We start from the raw sequence: 19777 nt of genomic DNA on the forward strand, positions 1-19777 counted from the left end.
TCAACGCCAAGAGGCCGAACAGTGAGTCGCGTGGGAGAGGTAGAGGTAATGGACACCGCCATGAATTGGTCGACGGTCACCTACGACAGCGTCCGTACCAGGACTGGTGAGGGGTCCCTGCCGATCGTCACGGATCCGCGGACCGTGGCTCCGCGTGACGCGCGGGAACTGTCCCGGCAGTTCTTCCAGCGCCTGGCCACGCTGGACGAGGGCACCCACGCGTACCAGTACACGCGCAACACCCTCATCGAGATGAACATGTCGCTGGTGCGCTTCGCGGCCGGGCGGTTCCGGGGCCGCGGCGACGACATGGAGGACATCGTCCAGGTCGGCATGATCGGCCTCATCAAGGCCATCGACCGGTTCGAGATCTCACGGGAGGTGGAGTTCACCTCCTTCGCGGTGCCCTACATCGTCGGTGAGATCAAGCGGTTCTTCCGCGACACCACCTGGGCCGTCCATGTCCCGCGCCGCCTTCAGGAGTTGCGGGTGGAGCTGGCGAAGGCGCGCGAGGAACTCTCCACCCGCCTGGACCGGGAGCCGACCGTCGCCGAGCTGGCCGCGCTGATGAACCTGTCCGAGGAGGAGGTCGTGGAGGCGCGGATCGCGGCCAACGGCTACAACTCCTCGTCCCTGGACGCCACGCTGACCGGGGACGACCAGGACGGCGAGTCGGCGCTCGCCGACTTCATCGGCGAGGAGGACGAGGGCATGCGCCTCGTCGAGGACTTCCACACCCTCGCCCCGCTGGTGGCGGAGCTCAGCGAACGGGATCGGACGATCATCCATCTGCGCTTCGTCGAGGAGGCCACCCAGGTCGACATCGGCGCGCGGCTCGGCTGCTCCCAGATGCATGTCTCACGCCTCATCAAGCGCATCATCGAGCGGCTGCGCAGCGGGATGCTGGATGATGTGAACCGGGTCGACGCCGTCTGAGCTGTGGCCGGGTGACAGCGATCACAGACGGCCGGTGATCACAGACGGCTCGTGGTGGCCGGAAGCTCCGGCCGGCGGCAGGGGCCCGCACCACCGGCTGCTCGGCGTCCTGAGGCCGTCCAGACATCTCCTCAGGAGCGGACCGCGCGCGTGCGGTCGTGGTGCCTCAGCGCGTCAGCCGTACGACCGCCCGTACGCACTTGCCGACCGGCACCAGCTCGGCCGTGACCCCGGCCGACACCGCATGGACGATCTCCAGGCCATGGCCCCCGATGCGCCCCGGGTCCTTGGAGTAGCGCCGGGGCAGCGCCGCGCTGCTGTCGTAGACGGCGACCGTGACGGCGGTGTCGGTGCCCTCCAACTCCAGGATGTACGGGCCGTGGCTGTGCCGCTGGGCGTTGGTGACCAGCTCGCTCACCACCAGGAGCACGTCTCCGGCGGCGCGCCGGTCGACCGACGCGCACCACTCGGACCTGAGCTGTTCGACGAACAGCTCCCCGAAGGCCCTGGCCTCGGCGATGGACCCCGGCTCGCCGGTGTAGTGCGCCGCCCGCCGCAGCGGCTCAACGGGCATGTCGAAGTCAGTAGGTATCACTGCTCCGTCCATGTGCTCCACCATGCGGTTCTCTCTCGGAAAGCCGGGATTCGTACGGTGCGGCGCCCCGTCGAAGGAACACCGCTCCCGTGCTCGTACCCAGCGAAACGTTCTCCAGTCCCCCCGAGAGCGAATCCGAGGTCGCGGTGACAGGCTGCGGGGAGGCCGTCACGGCGGGGCATCTTCGGGTGCGTCCGGGGCATCCGCATGGTACGGCGCCCGGCCGACGGCGGGCGGGGCCGGGGTACCGGAGGTGGACCGTGAGCTGGTGGGTGTGGCCGGTCCTCGTGGTGGCGGCGGTGGCGCTGCTGTCCGGGCTGTTGCTGTGGGTGCAGGCGCGCCGGCGGGCGGGCACGGTGATCGCGGTCCAGCGGGCCGACCGGCCCGGAAGGCGGGACGGGCGATGAACGAACTGACAGGAGCGCGCGAACTGACCGGGCGTCCCGTGGTGACGCTGGGCGGCGACGCGGTCGCCCAGGTGCGGGACACCGTCTTCGACGGGCCGGCCGGCCGGATCACCGGGTTCACGCTCAGCGGCCGCGGTCTGCTCGCGGGGCCGCTGCGCAAGAGCCTGCCGTGGGGTGCGGTGCACGCGCTCGGCCGGCACGCCGTGCTGATCCGCGATCGGGAGGTGCTGGCCGAGCCGTCCGCGGTGGTGGCGCGCAAGGAGGCGGCGCACGGGCAGGTGCTCGGCGCCAGGGTGCTGACGGACGCGGGCACGGAGATCGGTGTCGTGCTGGACGTGGTGGTCGAGGGCGGCACCAGCGGACGGGTGGTCGGCTTCCGGATCAATGCGCGGGAGTCGCTGGTCACGGGGTCGCGCAGGCGTCGGCGCCGGGTGTTCGTGCCGCGCGGCGAGACGCTCGCGGTGTCGGGGCGGGCTCTGGTGGTTCCCGCGGACGCGGTCCGGTTCGTCGCCGACGACCTCGCCGGCTTCGCGTCCCGGGTGGAGGCGTACCGGTCGCGGGGCGGCGCCGCCGCGGACGGTGCCGAGAGGGGGCCGCTGCTGTGATGACGTTCTCCCAGGCACGAGGGCTGCCGGTGGTGACCCTGGGCGAGGCGCGGGAGATCGGTGTGCTCGTCTCCCTCGCCCTCGACGCGGCGGCCGGCCGCATCACCCATGTGCGGGTGGCGGGACCGCGCGGCCGCAAGGAGACGGCCGTCACCTGGAAGGCCCTGCGCGCGGTCGGTCCCGACGCCGTGCTCGTGGCGTCGGACGTCCCACCGGACCCAGGTCCGCCCGGCCCGCGTCACGAGGTGCTGGGCGTCCGGGTGCTGTCCGAGGAGGGCGACGAACGCGGCACGGTGCAGGACCTGGTCTTCGACCCGTCCACCGGCCGGATCGAGACGGTGGTCACCACGCTGGGCGAGGTCGCGGGCGACCGGCTGCTCGGGCTCGGGGACTACGCGCTCGTGGTACGGACGCACTGAGTCGGTCGGCCCCGGCCGGCCTGCGCGGCGGGCAGGGGGTGCTTACCGTGGCAGCGTGAGCGCCCCGACCTCCTCCGACCGGGCCGCCGTCCGCACCGGCGGCCCGTCACCCGCCCCGCACGGCTGGTTCCAGGCCGCCCGGACGGTGCTGGCCGGACTCGTTGTCATGGGGGTGCTCGCCGCGCTCGGGCTGTGGGCGGCGGGCGGCACCGGCATCCCCGACAACGGCTTTCCCCGGGCGGTTGTGGCCGTGGTCGTCCTCGCGGTCGGCGGCAGCGTGCGGCTCGCGGGTGACGCGGGCCCGCTCGCCGGCACCCGGGGCGGGCTCACGGTGATGCCGTTGTCGGTCACGCTCGCGGGGGCGCTCGTGATGGCCGCGGCCTTTCTGCGCCCGCTGCGGCACCGGGCCGTCGCGGGGGCCCCCGAACTGGCGGGCTGGGCGGCCCGGATCGCCGTGCTGTGGCTGGCGGCGCTGGTCGGCCTCGCGCTGGCGGCCCGCCAGACCTTCCCGGTCCCGCTCGGCGGCGGGACGATCGGTGACATCGGGCAGCTGTTCGGCGTCTCCCCCAGGGTCGGCTACACGACGGACCTGCCGCAGACCGTGGGTTTCGGACTTCTGTGGCTGGCGGGCGTGTTGGCCATCGCCCTGCTGGTCTCGCGCGGGGTCCCGCTCCCGGCCCGGCTGCTGCGCCTTCAGGAGTCCCTGCGACCCGCCGCGTACGCCGTGGTGGCCCTGCTCCTCGCGTACGTCGCCGTGGGCGCGGTCATCGCGCTGGTGGTGGCGGCGACGCGCGGGCACCCCGCGCAGACGCTCGCGGTGATTCTGCTGGGGCTGCCCAATCTGGTGTGGCCGCTGTTCACCATCGGGCTGGGCGCCACCTGGCAGGGGCGGGTGGACGGGCCGTTCGGGCTGCCCGCGCCGCACCTGCTCGACGAGGTGCTGCGCACACCGGACGTCTCGACACTCAATCTGGGCACGCTCGCCCGGCACGACGGCCGGGTGTGGTGGCTCCTGGTCGTGGACGCCGTGCTGGTCCTCGCCGCCGCCTGCCTGATGGCGGCGTGCTCACCGGCGGGGACGCGGCCGCGGCGGCACGCGGCGCGCATGGCCGTCGCTCTGGTGTCGGCGGTGCTGATGATCTGCCTGGTGTGCCGGGTCCAGGCCCACTACGGTCTGTCGCTCCTCGGCGTCGGCGACCTGGGCGGTGGCCTGTCCGGTGTGCTGTTCCTGACACCGCAGTGGGGGACGGCCCTGGGTCTGGCCGTCCTGTGGGGTCTCGCCGCCGGTCTCGTCGCCGGTCCGGCGGCCGGGCGTCTGCGGCGACGGGGTGGCGTGCGGGGTGAGGCGCCCGGGCCGGATCCGGGGCGGGGTGCCGGTGCCCGGACGGACAGCGGCTCCGCCGGGTCCCGGGAGGGCTGAGGCCCGGGGAGGGACTCCGGCCACACACCCGGGAGCGCGCCCGATCGGCGTCGGGCCGTGCGGGATCGGTCAGGCCGCCGGGGTGGAGAGCGCGGGGACGAAACGTTGCATCCGCAGGGCGTCCACGGACTCGGCCAGCAGCTCGTACTCGGTGGTGTCGTCGCTGACGGCGACGCGGACCAGCCGTCCGGCGGCCAGCTCGTCGGCGACCTGCTCCTGCCGACGGGTGTCGCCGCACCAGGCGCGCAGCACGCCCGGCACATCGGGGACCGTGTCGGCGACGGGGGCGATGGAGTTCGGTGGGAAGAGCGGGTCGTCCGGATCGGGGTCGAGTCGCTGGGCGATCCAGGAGGCACGGTCGCGCATCCACCACAGCGCCAGGGCGAGAGTGGGCGCGCGATAGGTTCCCAAGGGCACACCGATCCGTTGACCGCCGCAGATGCCGTATGCCGTGACATGGCACAGGAATTCGTCGTGCACGTTCGTCCCCCAGTGCGGTGCTCGGTGCCGGGCGGGCCCGTGGTGCCTTGCATGCGCGCGCTGTGCACGGGGGTGACCCGGACTCGGCGCATCCTCCGCTCCGTGATGGGGACCGAATCACCCTGTCACTCGAGTATCGCCACTCCTGACACTCTGTCACCATGCCATTTCGGCCACTCTCCTGGCATATGCGCGGCCGCCGTTGGCCGAAAGGAAGCATCCCCGCCCACCGCGGCGTGCGGCTGCCAAGGGCGCCCTTACCCGAGAGGTAATCGACGCCCACCGGGCACCCCGGCATGGTGGAGACATCGGTTCCCGACGGGCATGGCGCCCCGGGACCGACATCCGACCAGCGCTTACGACCTCGACGGAGGCTGAACCGCCATGTCCGCAGACACCCACCGCCACGAGTCCGCCGTCGCCCGCTACCTGGAGGCATGGAACAGCCGCGACCCCCAGGCACTGACCAAGGCGGTCGCCGCCGCCTGGGGGCCGGACGGCACCTACACCGACCCACTGACCGATGCCGCCGGGCACGAGCAGATCGCGGCCGCCATCGCGGGAGCGCACGCGCAGTTCCCGGGGTTCTCCTTCCGGCTCCTCGGCACGGTCGACGGGCACCACGACATCGCCCGCTTCGCCTGGGAACTGGTGAGCGACGCGGACGGCTCGGCGCCCGTCGCCGGTTTCGACGTGATCGCCCTGGACGGCGACGGACGCATCCGCACGGTCCACGGATTCCTGGACCGCGTCCCCGCGGGCGCGGCCTAGGAGATCGGGCCGGGCCAGCTCGGGGGCTCCTCCTCGGAGCCCTCCGGGCCGGCCGGCGACTCCCCGCCGGTCTTCGCCCGCGCGGCCTTCTCCTCGTCGGCCGTCGCCTTGAGCGTGAGGACCAGCTCGTTCTCCACCACATCGACGACGACCGTGTCGCCCGCGTTGAGCGTGCCGTCGAGCAGCATGTTCGACAGCCGGTTGTCGAGTTCCATCTGGATGGTGCGGCGCAGGGGCCGGGCCCCGAACTCCGGCTGGTAGCCACGGTCGGCCAGCCAGTCCTCGGCCGCGTCGGTGACCTCCAGCAGGACACCCTGCGCGTGCAGCCGGCGCCGGGTGCCTTCCAGGAGGAGATCGACGATCTGCACCAGGTCCTCGCGGCCCAGCGAGTGGAAGATGATCACTTCGTCGATCCGGTTGAGGAACTCCGGGCGGAAGTGCGCCTGGAGCTCCGCCATCAGATCGTCCCTGATCTCCTCGACGTCGCCCTGGTGGTCGAGGATGTGCTTGGAGGCGATGTTGCTGGTCATGATGACGACGGTGTTGCGGAAGTCGACCGTGCGCCCCTGGGCGTCGGTCAGCCGTCCGTCGTCCAGGACCTGCAACAGCAGGTTGAAGATGTCCGGGTGGGCCTTCTCCACCTCGTCGAACAGCACGACGCTGTACGGCTTGCGGCGCACCGCCTCGGTGAGCTGGCCGGCCTCCTCGTAGCCGACGTAGCCGGGCGGGGAGCCCACGAGGCGGGAGACGGTGTGCTTCTCCTGGAACTCGCTCATGTCGAAGCGGACCATACGGTCGGGGTCGCCGAAGAGCAGTTCCGCGAGCGCCTTGGCGAGTTCCGTCTTGCCCACGCCGGTGGGACCGAGGAAGAGGAAGCTGCCGGTGGGCCGGTTGGGGTCGCCCATGCCGGCTCGGCCGCGCCGCACGGCCTGGGCCACGGCGGTGACCGCCTGGTCCTGGCCGATGACGCGCTCGTGCAGCAGCGCCTCCAGCTTCATGAGCCGCTCGCGCTCGGTCTCGGTGAGCTGGGAGACCGGAATGCCGGTGCGCGCGGAGAGCACCTCGGCGATGTCGTCGACGGTGACGAGGGGGGTCGCCGCCATGCCGCCGTCGCCGATCCGCGAGAGCTGCCGCTCCAACTCGGAGATCTGCCGCTTGACCTGCGCCGCGCGTTCGAAGTCCTCGGTACTGACCGCCTCGTCCTTCTCCCGGCGCAGCCGGCCTAGGCGCTCCTCCAGCTCGGCGCTCTCGGTGGGGCCGCCCATGGTGCGCAGTTGGACCCTGGCTCCGGCCTGGTCCATCAGGTCGATGGCCTTGTCGGGCAGGAATCGGTCGCTGATGTAGCGGTCGGACAGGGAGGCGGCGGCATCCAACGCCTCATCCAGATAACGGACTTGGTGGTGGGCCTCGTAGGAGTCCCGCAGCCCGCGCAGGATCTCGATCGTCTCCTCGACGGTGGGCTCGGGCACCATCACCGGCTGGAAGCGGCGTTCCAGCGCCGCGTCCTTCTCGATGTACCTGCGGTACTCGTCGAGGGTCGTGGCACCGACCACGCTGAGATCGCCCCGTGCCAGTGCCGGCTTGAGGATGTTGCCCGCGTCCATGGACCCCTCGCCGGTGGCACCCGCGCCGACGACCTGATGCAGTTCGTCGATGAAGAGGATGATCCCCTGCTGGGCGCCGGCGACCTCGTCGATGACCTTCTTCAGCCGTTCCTCGAACTGGCCCCGGTACTGAGCCCCGGCGACGAGACCTGCCATGTCGAGGGCCACCACCCGGCGGTCCCTCAGCACCTTGGGCACCTCTCCGGCGACGACACGCTGGGCCAGCCCCTCGACGATCGCGGTCTTGCCGACGCCCGGCTCGCCGATGAGGACGGGGTTGTTCTTCGTACGCCGGGAGAGGACCTCGATCGTCTGCTCGATCTCGGCGGCCCGGCCGACCACGGGGTCGAGGCGGCCGCTGCGCGCCTCGTCGGTGAGGTCACGCCCGTACTCGTCCAGCGTCGGGGTGTCGGGGTGGCCGCCCGCGCCGCGCCGTTCGCGGGAGGAGCCGCTCAGCGCCCCCGGCGAGGCGCCCTCGGCCCTGAGCGTCTGGGCGAGCGGGGAGCGCGGGTCGTCGAGGAGGGCGGCGAGGATGTGCTCCGGGCCGATGTAGGAGGCGTCGGCCGCCTGGGACCGGGCATGGGCCGCGAGCAGGGCGCGCTTGGCCGCCGGAGTGAGCGCGGGCTCCCCCTCGCCGGTCCCGGAGGGCAGCGATCCCTGGAGGCCGGCGGCAAGCCGGTCCGCATCCACGCCTGTCTGCTCCAGGACCTGGCGCGCGGCCGGCACCTGGGTGGCGGCCCACAGCAGATGGACGGCGTCGAGATCGGCCCCGTCCTCCGCCGCCCGGCCACCCGCGGCGGCCAGCAGCTCGTGCGCGGAGTCACTGAGAAGACGTCCGATGGGGACGCGTTGCACGGCGGGCGGGGAGGTCGCCGGGCTCATGCCGAAGAAGCGATTGAAGAGATCGGAGAAGGGGTCCGCTGACCCGAAGGGTGAGATCGTCACGGCTGTCCACCCGTCCGGCGGCGATACGACAGCGTCGCCCGCCGTAGTCGATTTGCCCGTACTCACCCAGTCTTGGCCAGGTCGCGCCGCACCACAACACAAGCATTGCCCGGCGCACAGGGGTTGAGAATGGCCGGAAAGGGAGCGCGGGGGTGTTTCGGCCGCGCTTTCGGCGCCTCGAGGCCGGTCGGTTTCGTGCGCGTCCCGGTAGCGCCTCGGCGCGACACCCACGGTGCGTTTGAAGGCGTTGCTGAAGGCGCTCTCCGAGGTGTAGCCGACGGACTGGGCGAGGGCCGCCACGGGCGTGTCGTCCTCCCGCAGGGCACGCGCGGCCAGGCTCATCCGCCAATTGAGGAGATACGTCAGGGGCGGCACACCGGCCGCCTCCCTGAAGCGCACGGCGAAGGTGGTCCGGGAGTCGCGGTCGACCTGGACCGGCGCGGCCGGGACGCAGGGGTACGGGCCTTCTCCGTGCACCCCGGCACGATCATCGACACCGGGCTCGCCAAGCACATCTCCGACGACACGCTGCGGGCGGCCGGCGCCATGGACGACGAGGGCCGCCCCGTGCGGGATCCCGCCCGGCAGCTCAAGACCGTCGCGCAGGGGGCGGCCACCGGCGTCTGGTGCGCGACCAGCCCCCAGCTCGACGGCCTGGGCGGGGTCTACTGCGAGAACTGCGACATCAGCCCGCTGGTGACCGGGGCGGGCGAGGCCGCCTGGCGTGCCGGGGCGGAGATGCCGGGTGTGCTCCCCTACGCGGTCGACGCGGAGGCGGCCACCCGCCTCTGGGACGTCAGCGAGCGCCTCATCGCTTGATCACCGTGTCGATCCGCGCCAGCTCCTCCGCGTCGAAGTCCAGGGCGCGGATCGCCGCGACGCTGTCCTCAAGCTGCCGCGGGCTGCTGGCGCCGACCAGCGCCGAGGTCACCCGGCCTCCGCGCAGCACCCAGGCCAGGGCCATCTGGGCCAGCGACTGGCCGCGGGACCGCGCGATGTCGTCAAGCGCGCGCAGCCGCCGCACCAGGTCCTCGGTGACCTCGTCGGCCTGGAGGAACGGGCTGTCGCTCGCGGCCCGGGAGCCCTCCGGGATGCCGTCGAGATAGCGGGCGGTCAGCAGGCCCTGCTCCAGCGGCGAATAGGCGATGGAGCCGACCTGGAGTTCGTCGAGGGTGTCCAGGAGCCCGTCCTCGGGGCGGCGGTCGAGCATCGAGTAGCGCGGCTGGTGGATCAGCAGCGGGGTGCCCAGTTCGCGCAGGATGCGGGCGGCCTCGCGGGTCTGCTCCGGGGAGTAGTTGGAGACGCCGACGTAGAGCGCCTTGCCCTGCCGGACCGCCGAGTGCAGGGCGCCCATCGTCTCCTCGAGCGGGGTCTCGGGGTCGAAGCGGTGCGAGTAGAAGATGTCGACGTGGTCCAGACCCATCCGCTTCAGGCTCTGGTCGAGCGAGGACAGCAGATACTTCCGCGAGCCCCATTCGCCGTACGGTCCGGGCCACATGAGGTAGCCGGCCTTGGTGGAGACGACCAGCTCGTCGCGGTAGGGGCCGAAGTCCGCCCGCAGGGCGTCACCGAGGGCGGACTCGGCGGCGCCGGGCGGCGGTCCGTAGTTGTTGGCCAGGTCGAAGTGCGTGATGCCGAGGTCGAAGGCCCGGCGCAGGATCTGCCGCTGGGTCTCCACCGGGCGGTCGGGGCCGAAGTTGTGCCACAGGCCGAGGGACAGCGCGGGCAGCTGCAGGCCGCTGCGTCCCGTGCGGCGGTAGGGCATGGCCTCGTAGCGGGAGGGATCTGCCGTGTACAAGGTGCACTCCAGAGGGGCGTTTACGGACGTCGCGCTCCACTCTCGCCCGACCGCCGTACAGCGGTCCAACAGAGGAATCGGATGGGATTCAACGTCTACGCTTCTCAATCATGGAATTGCGTCATCTCCAGCACTTCGTCGCGGTCGCCGAGGACCGGCACTTCACCCGGGCAGCGGAACGGCTGATGGTCTCCCAGTCGGGGCTGTCGGCCTCGGTGCGCGCCCTGGAGCGGGAGTTGCAGGCCCCGCTGTTCGTGCGCACCACCCGCAGCGTCACCCTCACGGAGGCGGGCCGGGCCCTGCTGGTCGAGGCCGAGCGGATCCTGGCCCAGGTGCGCGCGGCCCGTGAGGCGGTGGCGGCCGTGCAGGGTGTGCTGCGCGGCACGCTCTCGCTGGGCACCGAGCAGTGCATCGCCGGAGTGGACGTCGCCCGGCTGCTCGCCGCGTTCCGGCGGCGCCACCCCGACGTGGAGATCCGGCTGCGGCAGGCGGGGTCGGGCGCGCTGGCCGAGGAGGTGGCGGCGGGCCGGCTGGACCTGGCGTTCGCGGTGCGCACCCAGGCGGACACCGATCAGCTGCGGTCGGTCCCGCTGACCAGTGAGCCGATGACCGTGCTGTGCCATCCCTCGCATCCGCTGGCCGACGGCGGCCCGGTGACGCCCGAGGACCTGGGCGGCCAGGCGTTCGTCGACTTCCACCCCGACTGGGGGCCGCGCCGCACCACCGACGCGGTGTTCGCGCGGGCGGGGGTCCAGCGGACCGTGACGCTGGAGGTGAACGACGTGCACAGCCTGCTGGAGCTGGTCCGCGAGGGGCTGGGCGTCGCCGTCGTCCCGCGCCACTTCGGGCACAAGCGTGAGGCGTCCACCCTGGTCTCGCTCCCGGTCAAGGGCGCCGCCGAGTACGAGACGGTCGCGATCCTGCCACCGCACGAGGCCGGCAGCCCGGCGGCCCGGGCGCTGATGGCCCTGCTCGCGACGGACCCGACGGACCCGGCGGACCCGCCTTCGGCCGGCTGACCGGGGCGCGACGGATACCGGGCGCGCCGGGCGGGTTTCGCCGTACGCCCATGGGCACGATGCGCGATGGTGGACCCATGCATGCGAAGGACATCCTCATCGACGCGTACAGCCGCATCCAGGAAGAAGTCCATGCCGCCGTCGACGGTCTGGGCCCCGACGAACTCAACGCCCGGCCCACCGCGGAAACCAACTCCATCGCCTGGCTGATCTGGCATCTCACCCGGGTCCAGGACGACCATGTGGCCGACGCCTTCGACCTCGACCAGGTATGGCTGTCACAGGACTGGGAGAAGCGATTCGGGCTCGATCTGCCGCGCCGCGACACCGGCTACGGCCACAGCCCGGCGAAGGTCGCCAAGGTCCGGGTCGACTCCGGCGACCTGCTGACCGGGTACTACGACGCCGTGCACGAGCAGACCCTCAAGGCCCTGCGGCAGCTGGCCGCAAAGGATCTGGAGCGCATCGTGGACGAGCGCTGGGAACCGCCGGTCAGCCTCGGCGTACGCCTGGTCAGCGTCCTGTCCGACGCTCTTCAGCACGTCGGACAGGCCGCCTATGTGGGAGGGCTGCTTCAGAGCGCGGCCTCGTAGCCGGGCAGGACCACATCCCGGATGAGGGCGTTGCGCTCGTCGAACGGGATGAACGCGCTCTTGAGGGCGTTCACCGTGACCGTGCGCAGGTCCTCGACGCTCCAGCCCGCCTCCTCGACCAGCAGAGACATCTCGCGGGTCATCGTCGTGCCCGAGACCAGACGGTTGTCGGTGTTGAGGGTGACCCGGAAGCCCAGGTCCTTCAGCGCGGTGATGGGGTGCTCGGCGATCGAGGTGGCGGCGCCGGTCTGCAGGTTGGAGGTCGGGCACATCTCCAGGGCGACACGGCGGTCCCGCACCCAGCTCGCGAGCCGGCCGAGTTTGCCGTCGACGATGTCCTCGGTGATGCGCACGCCGTGGCCGATGCGCTGGGCGCCGCACACCTGGAGGGCCTGGTGGATGCTGGGCAGACCGTGCGCCTCACCGGCGTGGATGGTGAACGGGACGCTCTCGCCGCGCAGGTACTCGAACGCGGCCAGGTGGTCGGCGGGCGGGAAGCCGTCCTCGGCGCCGGCGATGTCGAACCCGACGACTCCGGCGTCACGGTAGGCGACGGCCAGATCGGCGGCCTCGCGGACCCGGTCGAACATGCGCATGCCGCAGAGCAGGGTGCCGACCCGGACCGGGGTGCCGGCGGCGGCCGCCTTGGCCATACCGGCGGCGAGGCCCTCCTGGACGGCCTCCACGACCTCGCTCATCGACAGCCCGCCCTGGGTGTTCAGTTCGGGGGCGTAGCGCACCTCGGCGTAGACGACACCGTCGGCGGCGAGGTCGAGGACGTACTCCTCGGCGACGCGCAGCAGGCCCTCGCGGGACTGCATCACGGCGAGGGTGTGCTCGAAGGTGGCTATGTAGCGGACCAGGTCACCGGAGTTCGCGGCCTCGAAGTACCAGGCGGCGAGCTCGTCGGGGTCGGTGGTGGGCAGGGTGTGACCGGCCGCGGCCGCGAGTTCGACGACGGTGGCGGGGCGCAGGCCGCCGTCGAGGTGGTCGTGCAGGACGGCCTTGGGCAGGCGGCGGATCACTTCGGCGTCTACGCGCGTAGCAGTCATGGTGGGTCTTTCCTTGAGCAGGCGGTTCAAAGCGGCGGGAGGAGGGTCAGCCGGCAGGCTGGAGCAGGTCCCAGCGATTGCCGTACAGGTCCTGGAAGACGGCGACGGTGCCGTACGGTTCGCGCCGCGGCTCCTCCAGGAAGGTCACGCCGGCGGCGGTCATCCGGGCGCGGTCGCGGGCGAAGTCGTCCGTGTGCAGGAAGAAGCCCACGCGCCCGCCGGTCTGGTCGCCGATCCGGCCGCGCTGGGCGTCGTTCCCGGCCCGGGCGAGCAGCAGGCCTGTGCCGTGGTCCGCGGCGCCGGGCTCGACGACGACCCACCGGGAGCCGTCGGGCCGCGGCTCGTCGGCCGCGAGCCGGAACCCCAGGGCCTCGGTGTAGAAGCGGATCGCCTCGTCGTAGTCGTCGACGACGAGGGTGACCAGGGCAATGCGTCTCATCGGACCCTTCCGGGGGGTACGGCGTTATACGTAACACGTAGCGTACGGCATCCCGTCAAGTGGCTTGGCGCGGGCGACGGGCGGGGCACTGGTGGCAAGCCGCTGGATGCAAGCGCTGGGTGCAGGTGCAAGCCGCTGGGTACAGGCCGCATCCGCGGTCCGGCCCGTACGCGGCCGTGGCCGGGTGAGCGGGCAGGCGCCCCCGGGGACAGGCAGGCTCCCCCCGAGGGACAGGCCCCGACCCAGATGGGTCAGGGGCCTTCCTCGATGGGTCAGGGGCCTTCCTCGCCCTGGGCGACCTCGACCTCGTGATGGAAGCCGATGATCCCGGTCGCCGAGGCGCAGACGGAGACCGTGGCGCAGACGACCAGAAGCGTGGCGATCCAGCGCGCGGTGCGGTGCGGCGCCCGCGGGGCCGCCAGCAGCGCGGCGACACGCTGCGGGACGGGCCCGGCGGTCGCCGCGGGGGCGAAGGACGGCCGCTCGCCGTGGGCGGCCCGGGTGGCGAGCGCGGCCCGGCCGATCGCCTGGGCGATCAGCCGCCGGTTCCCGACCGCCGCGGCGGCGACCTCGTCGGCCGCGCGTTCGACGGCGAGCCGGATGACCGCGCCCATGGGCCGCAACCCCGGGTGACAGAGCCCGGCGAGTTCGGCGACGGCGAGGAAGTAGTGGTGTCCGGCCGCGTTGTGGGCGCGCTCGTGGGCGAAGAGCGCCTCCCGTTCGTCGGAGCTGAGGCTGCGCAGCATCCCGGTGGTGACCACGATGCGGTGCGGGCGTCCGGGCAGGGCGTACGCGTCCGGGTGCGGGGAGTCGATGACGCACAGGTCGCCGACGGTGCAGCGGCGGTCCGCCTCGGTGGTGGCGGCACGGAAGGCCCGGGCCTGGCGCGTCGCGGTGTGGCACACGGTCCACAGGCTCACGGCGAGCGCCCCCACGGAGAACGCGGCCGCCGGCAGGACGAGCAGGTCCGACGGGGTGCGCAGCGGGCGGACCAGTTCCCCGAGCGCGGCGAACAGCGGCAGCTTGAGCAGTCCGGTGAGGACGAAGGCACCCAGCGCGGTCAGGGAGCAGCAGGCGAGGACGACCATGGCACCGGTCACCAGCCACAGCGCGGTCGCCGGTGCGAGGCGCTGGAGGGCGCGGCGGGCCAGCGGCGCCGCCGCGAACGGCAGCGCGAGCGGGATGAGCAGCAGGAAGGTCACTGCTCACCGGATTCCAGCAGGTCCCGCAGGATGCGCTCGTCGTCCTCGCTGAGCTGGGCGACGAAGCGGGCCAGCACGGTGTGCCGGTCGCTGTCCCGGTCCAGCTCGGTGTGCATCCGCCGGGCGGTCAGGCCGTGGGCGTCCTGCACGGGGAAGTAGGCGTAGCCGCGGCCCTGGCGTCTGCGGTCGACGACGCCCTTCTCGTGCAGCCGGGAGAGGATGGTCGTCACCGTCGTACGGGCGAGACCGGTGCCCAGGCTCAGCTGGACCTCAGCGGGGGTCTGGGGAGCGCCCGCGGCCCACAGGGCGGCCATGACGCCGGCTTCCAGTTCGCCCGCCGGGCGACGCTCGTCCCTCGCTTCGGTCATGGAACCTTCCTCACCCCGTGATCGTCTACATTTCCGTAGACCGTCTACAGAATTGTAGTCTTCGCGGGTCCGGACGGGGCCGTCCCGCACGTCCATTATGAAAGGGGCCCACGAGCATGGGCGCAGCATCGCGCACCGCACCGCAGCGCGCGCTCGACGTCATGCGGGCGGCGTCGTGAGGCGGCCGGACACGGCGGACCTCGCCGGTTCGGTGGCGGTGGGCGCCGTCGCCGCGTTCGTCCTGCTGGCGCTGACCGTGACAGGGCGGGGTGGTTCCCCGCTGTACGGCGACGCGAAGCTGCTGGCATGGTCGGTGGGCCACCGCCCGCACACGGTGGTCGAAGCCGCGCGGGCCGTGACGTTCACGGGCACGGGAGTCGTCCCGTATCTGTTGGCCTCCCTGGCCGGTCTGCTGGCCGGACGCACACCGCGCCGGCGGGTCCTGTGCCTGGCCGCCGCAGTCGTCTGTCTGGCCGCGGGCCAGAGCCTGCGGTATGGAGTGATGACACTGGTGGCGCGCCCTCGCCCGGCCACGCGGGACTGGGTGACCCAGGCGTCGGGCTGGTCCTTCCCCTCGGGGCATACGACGACGGCCGCCATCACGGCGGGGCTGCTGGTCCTCGCGATCCGGGCCCGCGCCCCACGCGGTAGAACGGTGCTCCTGATGACCGTTCTCACCTGGGGCATGCTCGTCGGCCTCACGCGGGTCTATCTGGGCGTCCACTGGTTCTCCGACGTCCTGGGCGGCTGGCTGTTCGCCGTGTGCTGGCTGGGCCTGTGCACCTGGGCCGCCGCCCGGCTCGCCCCGCGCGGCGGCCTGACCGGCACAGCGGATCCGGATCCGGTCTCCCCCCCGACGTGAGCGGATCCGGATCCGGCCTCCCCTCGACGTGAGCGGATCCGGTCCGCTCCTCGACGTTCGGATCGGGCGTCCCGGCGGTGGTGACAAGTCCGCCCTGCCGCTGGTGGCGCACCGGAGCCGGTGTGGCTCCCGGCACCCCGGAGTCACACCGGACTCACACCCGCCGGCGGAGCGCGTCGAGGCGGCTGATGTCCTCGTCCGTCAGCCGCAGCGCGCCCGCCGCCACGTTCTCCTCGAGGTGGTCCGGGTCACCGGTGCCCGGGATGGCGAGGACATGGGGGCCCTGCCGGAGCGTCCAGGCCAGCCGGACCTGGGCGGGCGTGGCGCCGTACGCCCGCGCGACGGCGCCGACCTCGTCCCCCTCGTCGCGGGCCGGCCCTCGGGGGCCACCGCTCCCGGCGACCGCGTAGAACGGCACGAACGCGATGCCCCGCTCACCGCACAGTCGCAGGAGTTCATCCGCGTCCGGGTCCGGCGCGTGAAGCCCGTACTGGTTCTGTACGCACACCACCGGCGCGATCGCCTGTGCCTCCGCGAGGTGCCGGGGCTCGACACCCGAGATGCCGAGGTGCCGGATCATCCCGGCGTCCCGCAGTTCGGCCAGCGCGCCGAAGTGCTCGGCGATCGAGTCCCAGCTCCGCATCCGGCGAAGGTTGACCACGTCCAGGTGGTCGCGGCCGAGCTGGCGCAGGTTTTCCTCGACGTGCCCGCGCAGTTGATCCGGCCGCGCGGGGGTGCCCCACTCCCCCGAGTGGTCGCGGTGGGGGCCGACCTTGGTGACGATGACGAGGTCGTCGTAGGGCGCCAGCGCGCTGTTCAGCAGCTCGTTCGCGGAACGCAGCGACGAGAAGTAGAAGGCGGCCGTGTCGATGTGGTTGACGCCGAGTTCGACGGCCTTGCGCAGTACGGCGATGGACCGCTCGCGGTCGCTCGGCCTCCCGAGGTGGAAGGCGGCGCTGCCCGTCAGCCGCATCGCGCCGAAACCGATGCGGTGGACGGGCAGGTCGCCCAGCTTCCAGGTGCCCGCGGCATCCGCGGTGATCGTCTGTGGGGTCATCCGCGGATGATGCGCACACCGTTCGGCCCGGCGCACGCGCTTTTACGGAGCGCTGTACGGATGTGCGCGGGAGTGCTTTACGGATAGGTGTAGGTGTTCAGGGTGTTCACGGCGGCCGCCGGGTTCCCGAGGTCGTAGCGGTCGACGGCGAGGAAGTTGGGCTTCTTGCGGGCGGCGGGCTGGCAGAACCGCTGAGCGCGGTCGGTGAGCTTGGTGTTGTCGGTCTGGGCCGTGGCCGCGATCGTCGCGTCACGGAAGTGGTTCATGACGAACAGCGGGCGGAAGCCGGGTTCGGTGCGGGTGAGCGGGATGGTGGTGTTCGCGTCGTACCAGCGGCTGTAGCAGGACCAGTCGGAGGATCCGAGGCCCGAGCCCATGGACCAGTAGTTCTCCACCGTCCAGTCCTTCTGGTACATCACACCGAAGCTGTCGCGGGTGAGTCCGGCGGCCTCGTCGGAGGAGCGGCTGTGGTCGGTGAAGATCAGCAGCCGGTGGTTCGCCGCGATCAGATCGGCCATCTTCGGCCAGCCGTTCTGCCGCACACCCGTCTGGTCCGGCCGGTAGAGCACATCCGACAGGCCGCTCACCCGGGCCAGTTCGCTGCGCAGCACGCCGGGATCGACGTAGTCCTCCAGGAAGACGGTGACGAACTGGTCGGGGTGCGCCTTGAGGAAGTCCACGAGGCGCTGGACGTCCACCCACAGGGCGACCGGCTTGCTGACCAGGGTGCAGCTGTCGTGGCAGAGGATCGCCCCGTCGGGTGTCTGATGGATGTCCAGCATGAACCCGCGTACGCCGTCGGCGAGTTGCTGGTTGATGCCGCGGGTCTGGTTGGGCACCAGATTCACGAAGGGCGGGGCGAAGCCGCCGTCGACGCCGTTGGCGTACGCGTTGTGTGCGGTGAGGAACGTGACCTGGTCCAGGGTGCGCTGATCCGGGGCCGGCATGGGACCGGTGGGGGACGTGACCGGCGTGAGGTACCAGGAGGCGAGGCCGCCCGAGGCGCCCACGGCGAGCTGCGCGGGGTAGCCGGCGCCGGAGGGCTTGGCGGCGACCGTCAGATAGCGCTCGGTTCCGGGGGCCTTGAGCGTGTACTGGTCGCCGCCGGCCGGAGCGACCTCCCAAGCCGCGTCAGCGCTCGCACAGGCGACCGTGCGGGCCTGGTCCCCGGAGCGGCCGAGGCAACTGCCCGCGGTGTCGGCGCTTTCGAGGACGTACGAGGATCCGGCGGCTCTGAGATTCCACTGCTGGTGGTCCTCGTTGCCCTTGGGGTTGTGCTGTTCGACGGCGCCCCCGTTGTCGGCCGCGTTCAGCCCGGTGGTGGCGCTCTGCACGTAGTAGGAACCGGCGGCGGGGACCGCGGTGGCCGCGTGGGACGGGGGCGCCACCGCCGCGGCGGTCAGCGCGGTGGCCGCGGCGAGCAGGGCGTGGGGGGTTCGCATGGCAGAGCCCTTCGTTCGGCTAGGCAGAGTCAGGTGCATGACAGCATGCCCGGCGGTCGGACGCCGACAGGGAAGGTTGCCGCCGGGTGAAGCTCCGAGAACCCGGACACGGCCGCTCCCAGGCAAGGACGCAGCAGGGCGGTCCTTGCGCGCACGCACCGGTCTGGCCGGTCACGGCGTGGGGGCGGCCGTGGTGGGGGGTTGCGGAGGCACACTCAACCGCGTTGATCTGCACCAGTCAAGGGTTTAGACCAGTCAATGCAGCGCGGGGCATGCCGGTCGGCTCCTTCCCCGGCCGGATCCCCACCGGTCCCTCGTCCGGCCGGAGGCCGGGCGGTTCCCTCGTTCGGCGGGATCGCACCGGGCGCGTAGGGCCACTGACGGAGAATGCCTCTCATGACCACCGCAGCGCACCCGCTCGTCGTCCGTGCCCGCCGGCTCGCCGACGGTCTCCTCGCACCACAGGCGGAGCGGGTCGACCAGGAGGGCGTACCCGCGAGCCATATCGAGGCGCTCAAGGGTTCCGGACTGCTCGGGGTGACCGCACCGGCGGAGTACGGCGGGGCGGACGCGCCCGCCGCGGTGGCCCGGGAGACCGCGGAGATCCTGGCGGGGGCCTGCTGCTCGACGTGGTTCGTGCTGACGCAGCACTACACGCCGGTCAAGCTGCTGGCGTCGACGGAACTGCCCGTGCGCGAGCGGCTGCTCGGCCCGCTGGTCAGGGGCGAGCTGCTGTCCGGGATCGCCTACGCCCACGTCCGCGCCTTCCCCCGGATCCCGGTGCGGGCCATGCCCGAGCGGGACGGCTGGCGCTTCGACGGGACCGTGCCGTGGTACACGGGGTGGACGCTGAACGACGTCATGCTCCTCGCGGGCGTCTCCGAGGCGGACGAGGTGGTCTTCGCCTTCGCCGAGGCGCGTGAGCAGCCGGGGTTGCGCCCCTCGCCGCCGATGCGGCTCGCGGCGCTCACCGCCGCCCGCACGGTCTCGCTGGATCTGCACGGCCTGTGGCTGCCGGGCGAGTCGGTCGTGCTGCGCACCCCGCGGGAGAAGTTCGCCCTGGTGGACCGGCCCCGGAACACCAACGCCTCCCCGGCCGTCTTCGGCGTGGCGTACGCCGCGCTCGATCTGCTGGAGGGCAACCCGGAGGCGAAGGAGACGGCCCGTTCGCTGCGGGGCCGTCTCGACGAGGCACGGCGGGAGGCCTACGCCCTGTGGGACCACCCCGTGCCGCACGAGCGCATCGAGGAGCGGCTCGCGTGGAAGCTGCGGGCCCACGATCTGATGCGGACCGCGACCACCGCCGCGCTCGTGGCCGGAGGCGGCCGGTCCATGGGCCTGGACAGCCGGGCCCAGCGGCTGGCCCGGGAGGCGATGTTCCTGCTCGTGCAGGGGCAGACGGCCGAGGTCCGCCGCGCCCACCTCGGCCATCTCTCAGGGTTTCCCGGCCCCACCGATGCGCCGGGCTCCGCAGGCTGAGGTACCGCTCGCGAACGGTACCTGGGCGGGGGTCTCGGCCCCCTTCCCGGACGGATGCCGCCACAACCCCTGACCCGCCGGCCCCGGCAGCACACCCTCGCCGAACCGGTACGCCTCCTCCGTATGCGGATGGCCCCAGAGCACGAACTCCTCGATGCCGAGGGCGGTGTACTCCCTGAACCGTTCGGCGACCTCGTCATGGCTGCCGACGAGGGCGGTGCCCGCTCCGCCGCGGGTCAGGCCGATCCCGGCCCAGGGGCGGGGGCGGATCCGGAGGAAGTCAG

General features: G+C 72.4%; 21 protein-coding genes and 2 pseudogenes. 11 read left to right on the plus strand and 12 right to left on the minus strand.

Features of this window, described 5'->3' with window-relative positions:
• Positions 1-48 precede the first annotated feature (48 nt).
• Positions 49-936, plus strand: a complete 888-nt coding sequence (locus ACIP94_RS25130; protein ID WP_402429780.1) for an RNA polymerase sigma factor SigF — start codon at positions 49-51, stop codon at positions 934-936.
• Positions 937-1102: 166 nt separating this feature from the next.
• Here the strand turns inward: ACIP94_RS25130 and ACIP94_RS25135 are convergent, their stop codons facing one another.
• Complete coding sequence (locus tag ACIP94_RS25135; protein ID WP_402429783.1) at positions 1103-1555, minus strand: ATP-binding protein; 453 nt, start codon at positions 1553-1555, stop codon at positions 1103-1105.
• Positions 1556-1791: 236 nt separating this feature from the next.
• Here ACIP94_RS25135 and ACIP94_RS25140 point away from each other — a divergent pair, with 236 nt between their 5' ends.
• Genes ACIP94_RS25140 through ACIP94_RS25155 form a run of 4 tightly spaced genes read left to right on the plus strand, consistent with a single transcriptional unit; the run spans position 1792 to position 4382 of the window.
• Positions 1792-1938, plus strand: a complete 147-nt coding sequence (locus ACIP94_RS25140; protein ID WP_402429786.1) for a hypothetical protein — start codon at positions 1792-1794, stop codon at positions 1936-1938.
• Positions 1935-2543 carry a PRC-barrel domain-containing protein gene (locus ACIP94_RS25145; RefSeq protein WP_402429789.1) on the plus strand — a complete coding sequence of 203 codons (609 nt, stop codon included), beginning with the start codon at positions 1935-1937 and terminating at the stop codon, positions 2541-2543. Before ACIP94_RS25140 ends, ACIP94_RS25145 begins: the two co-directional genes overlap by 4 nt.
• A complete protein-coding gene (locus ACIP94_RS25150) occupies positions 2543-2962 on the plus strand; it encodes a PRC-barrel domain-containing protein (RefSeq protein ID WP_402429792.1) in 420 nt (139 codons plus the stop codon). The genes ACIP94_RS25145 and ACIP94_RS25150 overlap by 1 nt, the downstream gene beginning before the upstream one ends.
• 55 nt (positions 2963-3017) lie before the next feature.
• Positions 3018-4382, plus strand: a complete 1365-nt coding sequence (locus ACIP94_RS25155; protein WP_402429795.1) for a streptophobe family protein — start codon at positions 3018-3020, stop codon at positions 4380-4382.
• Positions 4383-4451: 69 nt separating this feature from the next.
• Here the strand turns inward: ACIP94_RS25155 and ACIP94_RS25160 are convergent, their stop codons facing one another.
• Positions 4452-4862 carry a hypothetical protein gene (locus tag ACIP94_RS25160; RefSeq protein WP_402429798.1) on the minus strand — a complete coding sequence of 137 codons (411 nt, stop codon included), beginning with the start codon at positions 4860-4862 and terminating at the stop codon, positions 4452-4454.
• 384 nt (positions 4863-5246) lie between these two features.
• Here ACIP94_RS25160 and ACIP94_RS25165 point away from each other — a divergent pair, with 384 nt between their 5' ends.
• Positions 5247-5633 carry a nuclear transport factor 2 family protein gene (locus ACIP94_RS25165; protein WP_402429801.1) on the plus strand — a complete coding sequence of 129 codons (387 nt, stop codon included), beginning with the start codon at positions 5247-5249 and terminating at the stop codon, positions 5631-5633.
• Here ACIP94_RS25165 and ACIP94_RS25170 read toward each other — a convergent pair.
• Together ACIP94_RS25170 and ACIP94_RS25175 are read right to left on the minus strand one after the other, a co-directional pair.
• Complete coding sequence (locus tag ACIP94_RS25170; RefSeq protein WP_402430255.1) at positions 5630-8182, minus strand: ATP-dependent Clp protease ATP-binding subunit; 2553 nt, start codon at positions 8180-8182, stop codon at positions 5630-5632. The two genes, ACIP94_RS25165 and ACIP94_RS25170, sit on opposite strands and share 4 nt — an antisense overlap.
• Before the next feature lie 213 nt (positions 8183-8395).
• Positions 8396-8695: pseudogene (locus ACIP94_RS25175) on the minus strand (helix-turn-helix transcriptional regulator); the annotation flags it as partial.
• Between ACIP94_RS25175 and ACIP94_RS25180 the strand changes: the two are divergent.
• Complete coding sequence (locus ACIP94_RS25180; protein WP_402429804.1) at positions 8654-9001, plus strand: hypothetical protein; 348 nt, start codon at positions 8654-8656, stop codon at positions 8999-9001. The pseudogene ACIP94_RS25175 and the gene ACIP94_RS25180 overlap by 42 nt on opposite strands.
• Here the strand turns inward: ACIP94_RS25180 and mgrA are convergent.
• Positions 8991-9980 carry an L-glyceraldehyde 3-phosphate reductase gene (gene mgrA, locus ACIP94_RS25185; protein ID WP_402429807.1) on the minus strand — a complete coding sequence of 330 codons (990 nt, stop codon included), beginning with the start codon at positions 9978-9980 and terminating at the stop codon, positions 8991-8993. The two genes, ACIP94_RS25180 and mgrA, sit on opposite strands and share 11 nt — an antisense overlap.
• Before the next feature lie 110 nt (positions 9981-10090).
• Here mgrA and ACIP94_RS25190 point away from each other — a divergent pair, with 110 nt between their 5' ends.
• Together ACIP94_RS25190 and ACIP94_RS25195 are read left to right on the plus strand one after the other, a co-directional pair.
• A complete protein-coding gene (locus ACIP94_RS25190; protein WP_402429811.1) occupies positions 10091-10999 on the plus strand; it encodes a LysR family transcriptional regulator in 909 nt (302 codons plus the stop codon).
• 77 nt (positions 11000-11076) lie between these two features.
• Positions 11077-11592 (plus strand): DinB family protein, encoded by a 516-nt coding sequence (locus tag ACIP94_RS25195; protein WP_402429814.1) that lies wholly within the window; start codon positions 11077-11079, stop codon positions 11590-11592.
• Here ACIP94_RS25195 and ACIP94_RS25200 read toward each other — a convergent pair.
• From ACIP94_RS25200 to ACIP94_RS25215, 4 genes are all read right to left on the minus strand, one after another.
• A complete protein-coding gene (locus ACIP94_RS25200) occupies positions 11574-12644 on the minus strand; it encodes an adenosine deaminase (RefSeq protein ID WP_402429817.1) in 1071 nt (356 codons plus the stop codon). The genes ACIP94_RS25195 and ACIP94_RS25200 overlap by 19 nt on opposite strands.
• 46 nt (positions 12645-12690) lie before the next feature.
• Complete coding sequence (locus ACIP94_RS25205) at positions 12691-13083, minus strand: VOC family protein (protein ID WP_402429820.1); 393 nt, start codon at positions 13081-13083, stop codon at positions 12691-12693.
• Between the two features lie 272 nt (positions 13084-13355).
• The gene (locus ACIP94_RS25210; RefSeq protein WP_402429823.1) at positions 13356-14285 is read right to left on the minus strand and encodes a M48 family metalloprotease; all 930 of its coding nucleotides are present in this window, start codon (positions 14283-14285) and stop codon (positions 13356-13358) included.
• Complete coding sequence (locus ACIP94_RS25215) at positions 14282-14653, minus strand: BlaI/MecI/CopY family transcriptional regulator (RefSeq protein WP_402429826.1); 372 nt, start codon at positions 14651-14653, stop codon at positions 14282-14284. The genes ACIP94_RS25210 and ACIP94_RS25215 overlap by 4 nt, the downstream gene beginning before the upstream one ends.
• A 175-nt stretch (positions 14654-14828) precedes the next feature.
• Here ACIP94_RS25215 and ACIP94_RS25220 point away from each other — a divergent pair, with 175 nt between their 5' ends.
• A complete protein-coding gene (locus ACIP94_RS25220) occupies positions 14829-15515 on the plus strand; it encodes a phosphatase PAP2 family protein (protein WP_402429828.1) in 687 nt (228 codons plus the stop codon).
• A gap of 154 nt (positions 15516-15669) precedes the next feature.
• Here the strand turns inward: ACIP94_RS25220 and ACIP94_RS25225 are convergent, their stop codons facing one another.
• A complete protein-coding gene (locus ACIP94_RS25225) occupies positions 15670-16572 on the minus strand; it encodes an aldo/keto reductase (RefSeq protein ID WP_402429831.1) in 903 nt (300 codons plus the stop codon).
• 77 nt (positions 16573-16649) lie between these two features.
• The gene (locus ACIP94_RS25230; protein ID WP_402429834.1) at positions 16650-18014 is read right to left on the minus strand and encodes a phospholipase; all 1365 of its coding nucleotides are present in this window, start codon (positions 18012-18014) and stop codon (positions 16650-16652) included.
• A gap of 396 nt (positions 18015-18410) precedes the next feature.
• Between ACIP94_RS25230 and ACIP94_RS25235 the strand changes: the two genes are divergently transcribed.
• The gene (locus tag ACIP94_RS25235; RefSeq protein WP_402429837.1) at positions 18411-19493 is read left to right on the plus strand and encodes an acyl-CoA dehydrogenase family protein; all 1083 of its coding nucleotides are present in this window, start codon (positions 18411-18413) and stop codon (positions 19491-19493) included.
• Here the strand turns inward: ACIP94_RS25235 and ACIP94_RS25240 are convergent.
• Positions 19449-19775, minus strand: a pseudogene (locus ACIP94_RS25240) (hypothetical protein); the annotation flags it as partial. The gene ACIP94_RS25235 and the pseudogene ACIP94_RS25240 sit on opposite strands and share 45 nt — an antisense overlap.
• Positions 19776-19777 lie beyond the last annotated feature (2 nt).

It is taken from the genome of Streptomyces sp. NPDC093261 (genome assembly GCF_044753645.1).
GTDB lineage: Bacteria > Actinomycetota > Actinomycetes > Streptomycetales > Streptomycetaceae > Streptomyces.

Bases quoted from the DNA above. Each gene is read 5' to 3' on its own strand.
- ACIP94_RS25135 (WP_402429783.1), bottom strand. From the start codon at position 1,555: ATGGTGGAGCACATGGACGGAGCAGTGATACCTACTGACTTCGACATG.
- ACIP94_RS25165 (WP_402429801.1), top strand. From the start codon at position 5,247: ATGTCCGCAGACACCCACCGCCACGAGTCCGCCGTCGCCCGCTACCTG.
- ACIP94_RS25215 (WP_402429826.1), bottom strand. From the start codon at position 14,653: ATGACCGAAGCGAGGGACGAGCGTCGCCCGGCGGGCGAACTGGAAGCC.
- ACIP94_RS25205 (WP_402429820.1), bottom strand. From the start codon at position 13,083: ATGAGACGCATTGCCCTGGTCACCCTCGTCGTCGACGACTACGACGAG.
- ACIP94_RS25200 (WP_402429817.1), bottom strand. From the start codon at position 12,644: ATGACTGCTACGCGCGTAGACGCCGAAGTGATCCGCCGCCTGCCCAAG.
- ACIP94_RS25145 (WP_402429789.1), top strand. From the start codon at position 1,935: ATGAACGAACTGACAGGAGCGCGCGAACTGACCGGGCGTCCCGTGGTG.
- ACIP94_RS25130 (WP_402429780.1), top strand. From the start codon at position 49: ATGGACACCGCCATGAATTGGTCGACGGTCACCTACGACAGCGTCCGT.
- ACIP94_RS25195 (WP_402429814.1), top strand. From the start codon at position 11,077: ATGCATGCGAAGGACATCCTCATCGACGCGTACAGCCGCATCCAGGAA.
- ACIP94_RS25190 (WP_402429811.1), top strand. From the start codon at position 10,091: ATGGAATTGCGTCATCTCCAGCACTTCGTCGCGGTCGCCGAGGACCGG.
- ACIP94_RS25225 (WP_402429831.1), bottom strand. From the start codon at position 16,572: ATGACCCCACAGACGATCACCGCGGATGCCGCGGGCACCTGGAAGCTG.
- ACIP94_RS25235 (WP_402429837.1), top strand. From the start codon at position 18,411: ATGACCACCGCAGCGCACCCGCTCGTCGTCCGTGCCCGCCGGCTCGCC.
- ACIP94_RS25230 (WP_402429834.1), bottom strand. From the start codon at position 18,014: ATGCGAACCCCCCACGCCCTGCTCGCCGCGGCCACCGCGCTGACCGCC.
- ACIP94_RS25150 (WP_402429792.1), top strand. From the start codon at position 2,543: ATGACGTTCTCCCAGGCACGAGGGCTGCCGGTGGTGACCCTGGGCGAG.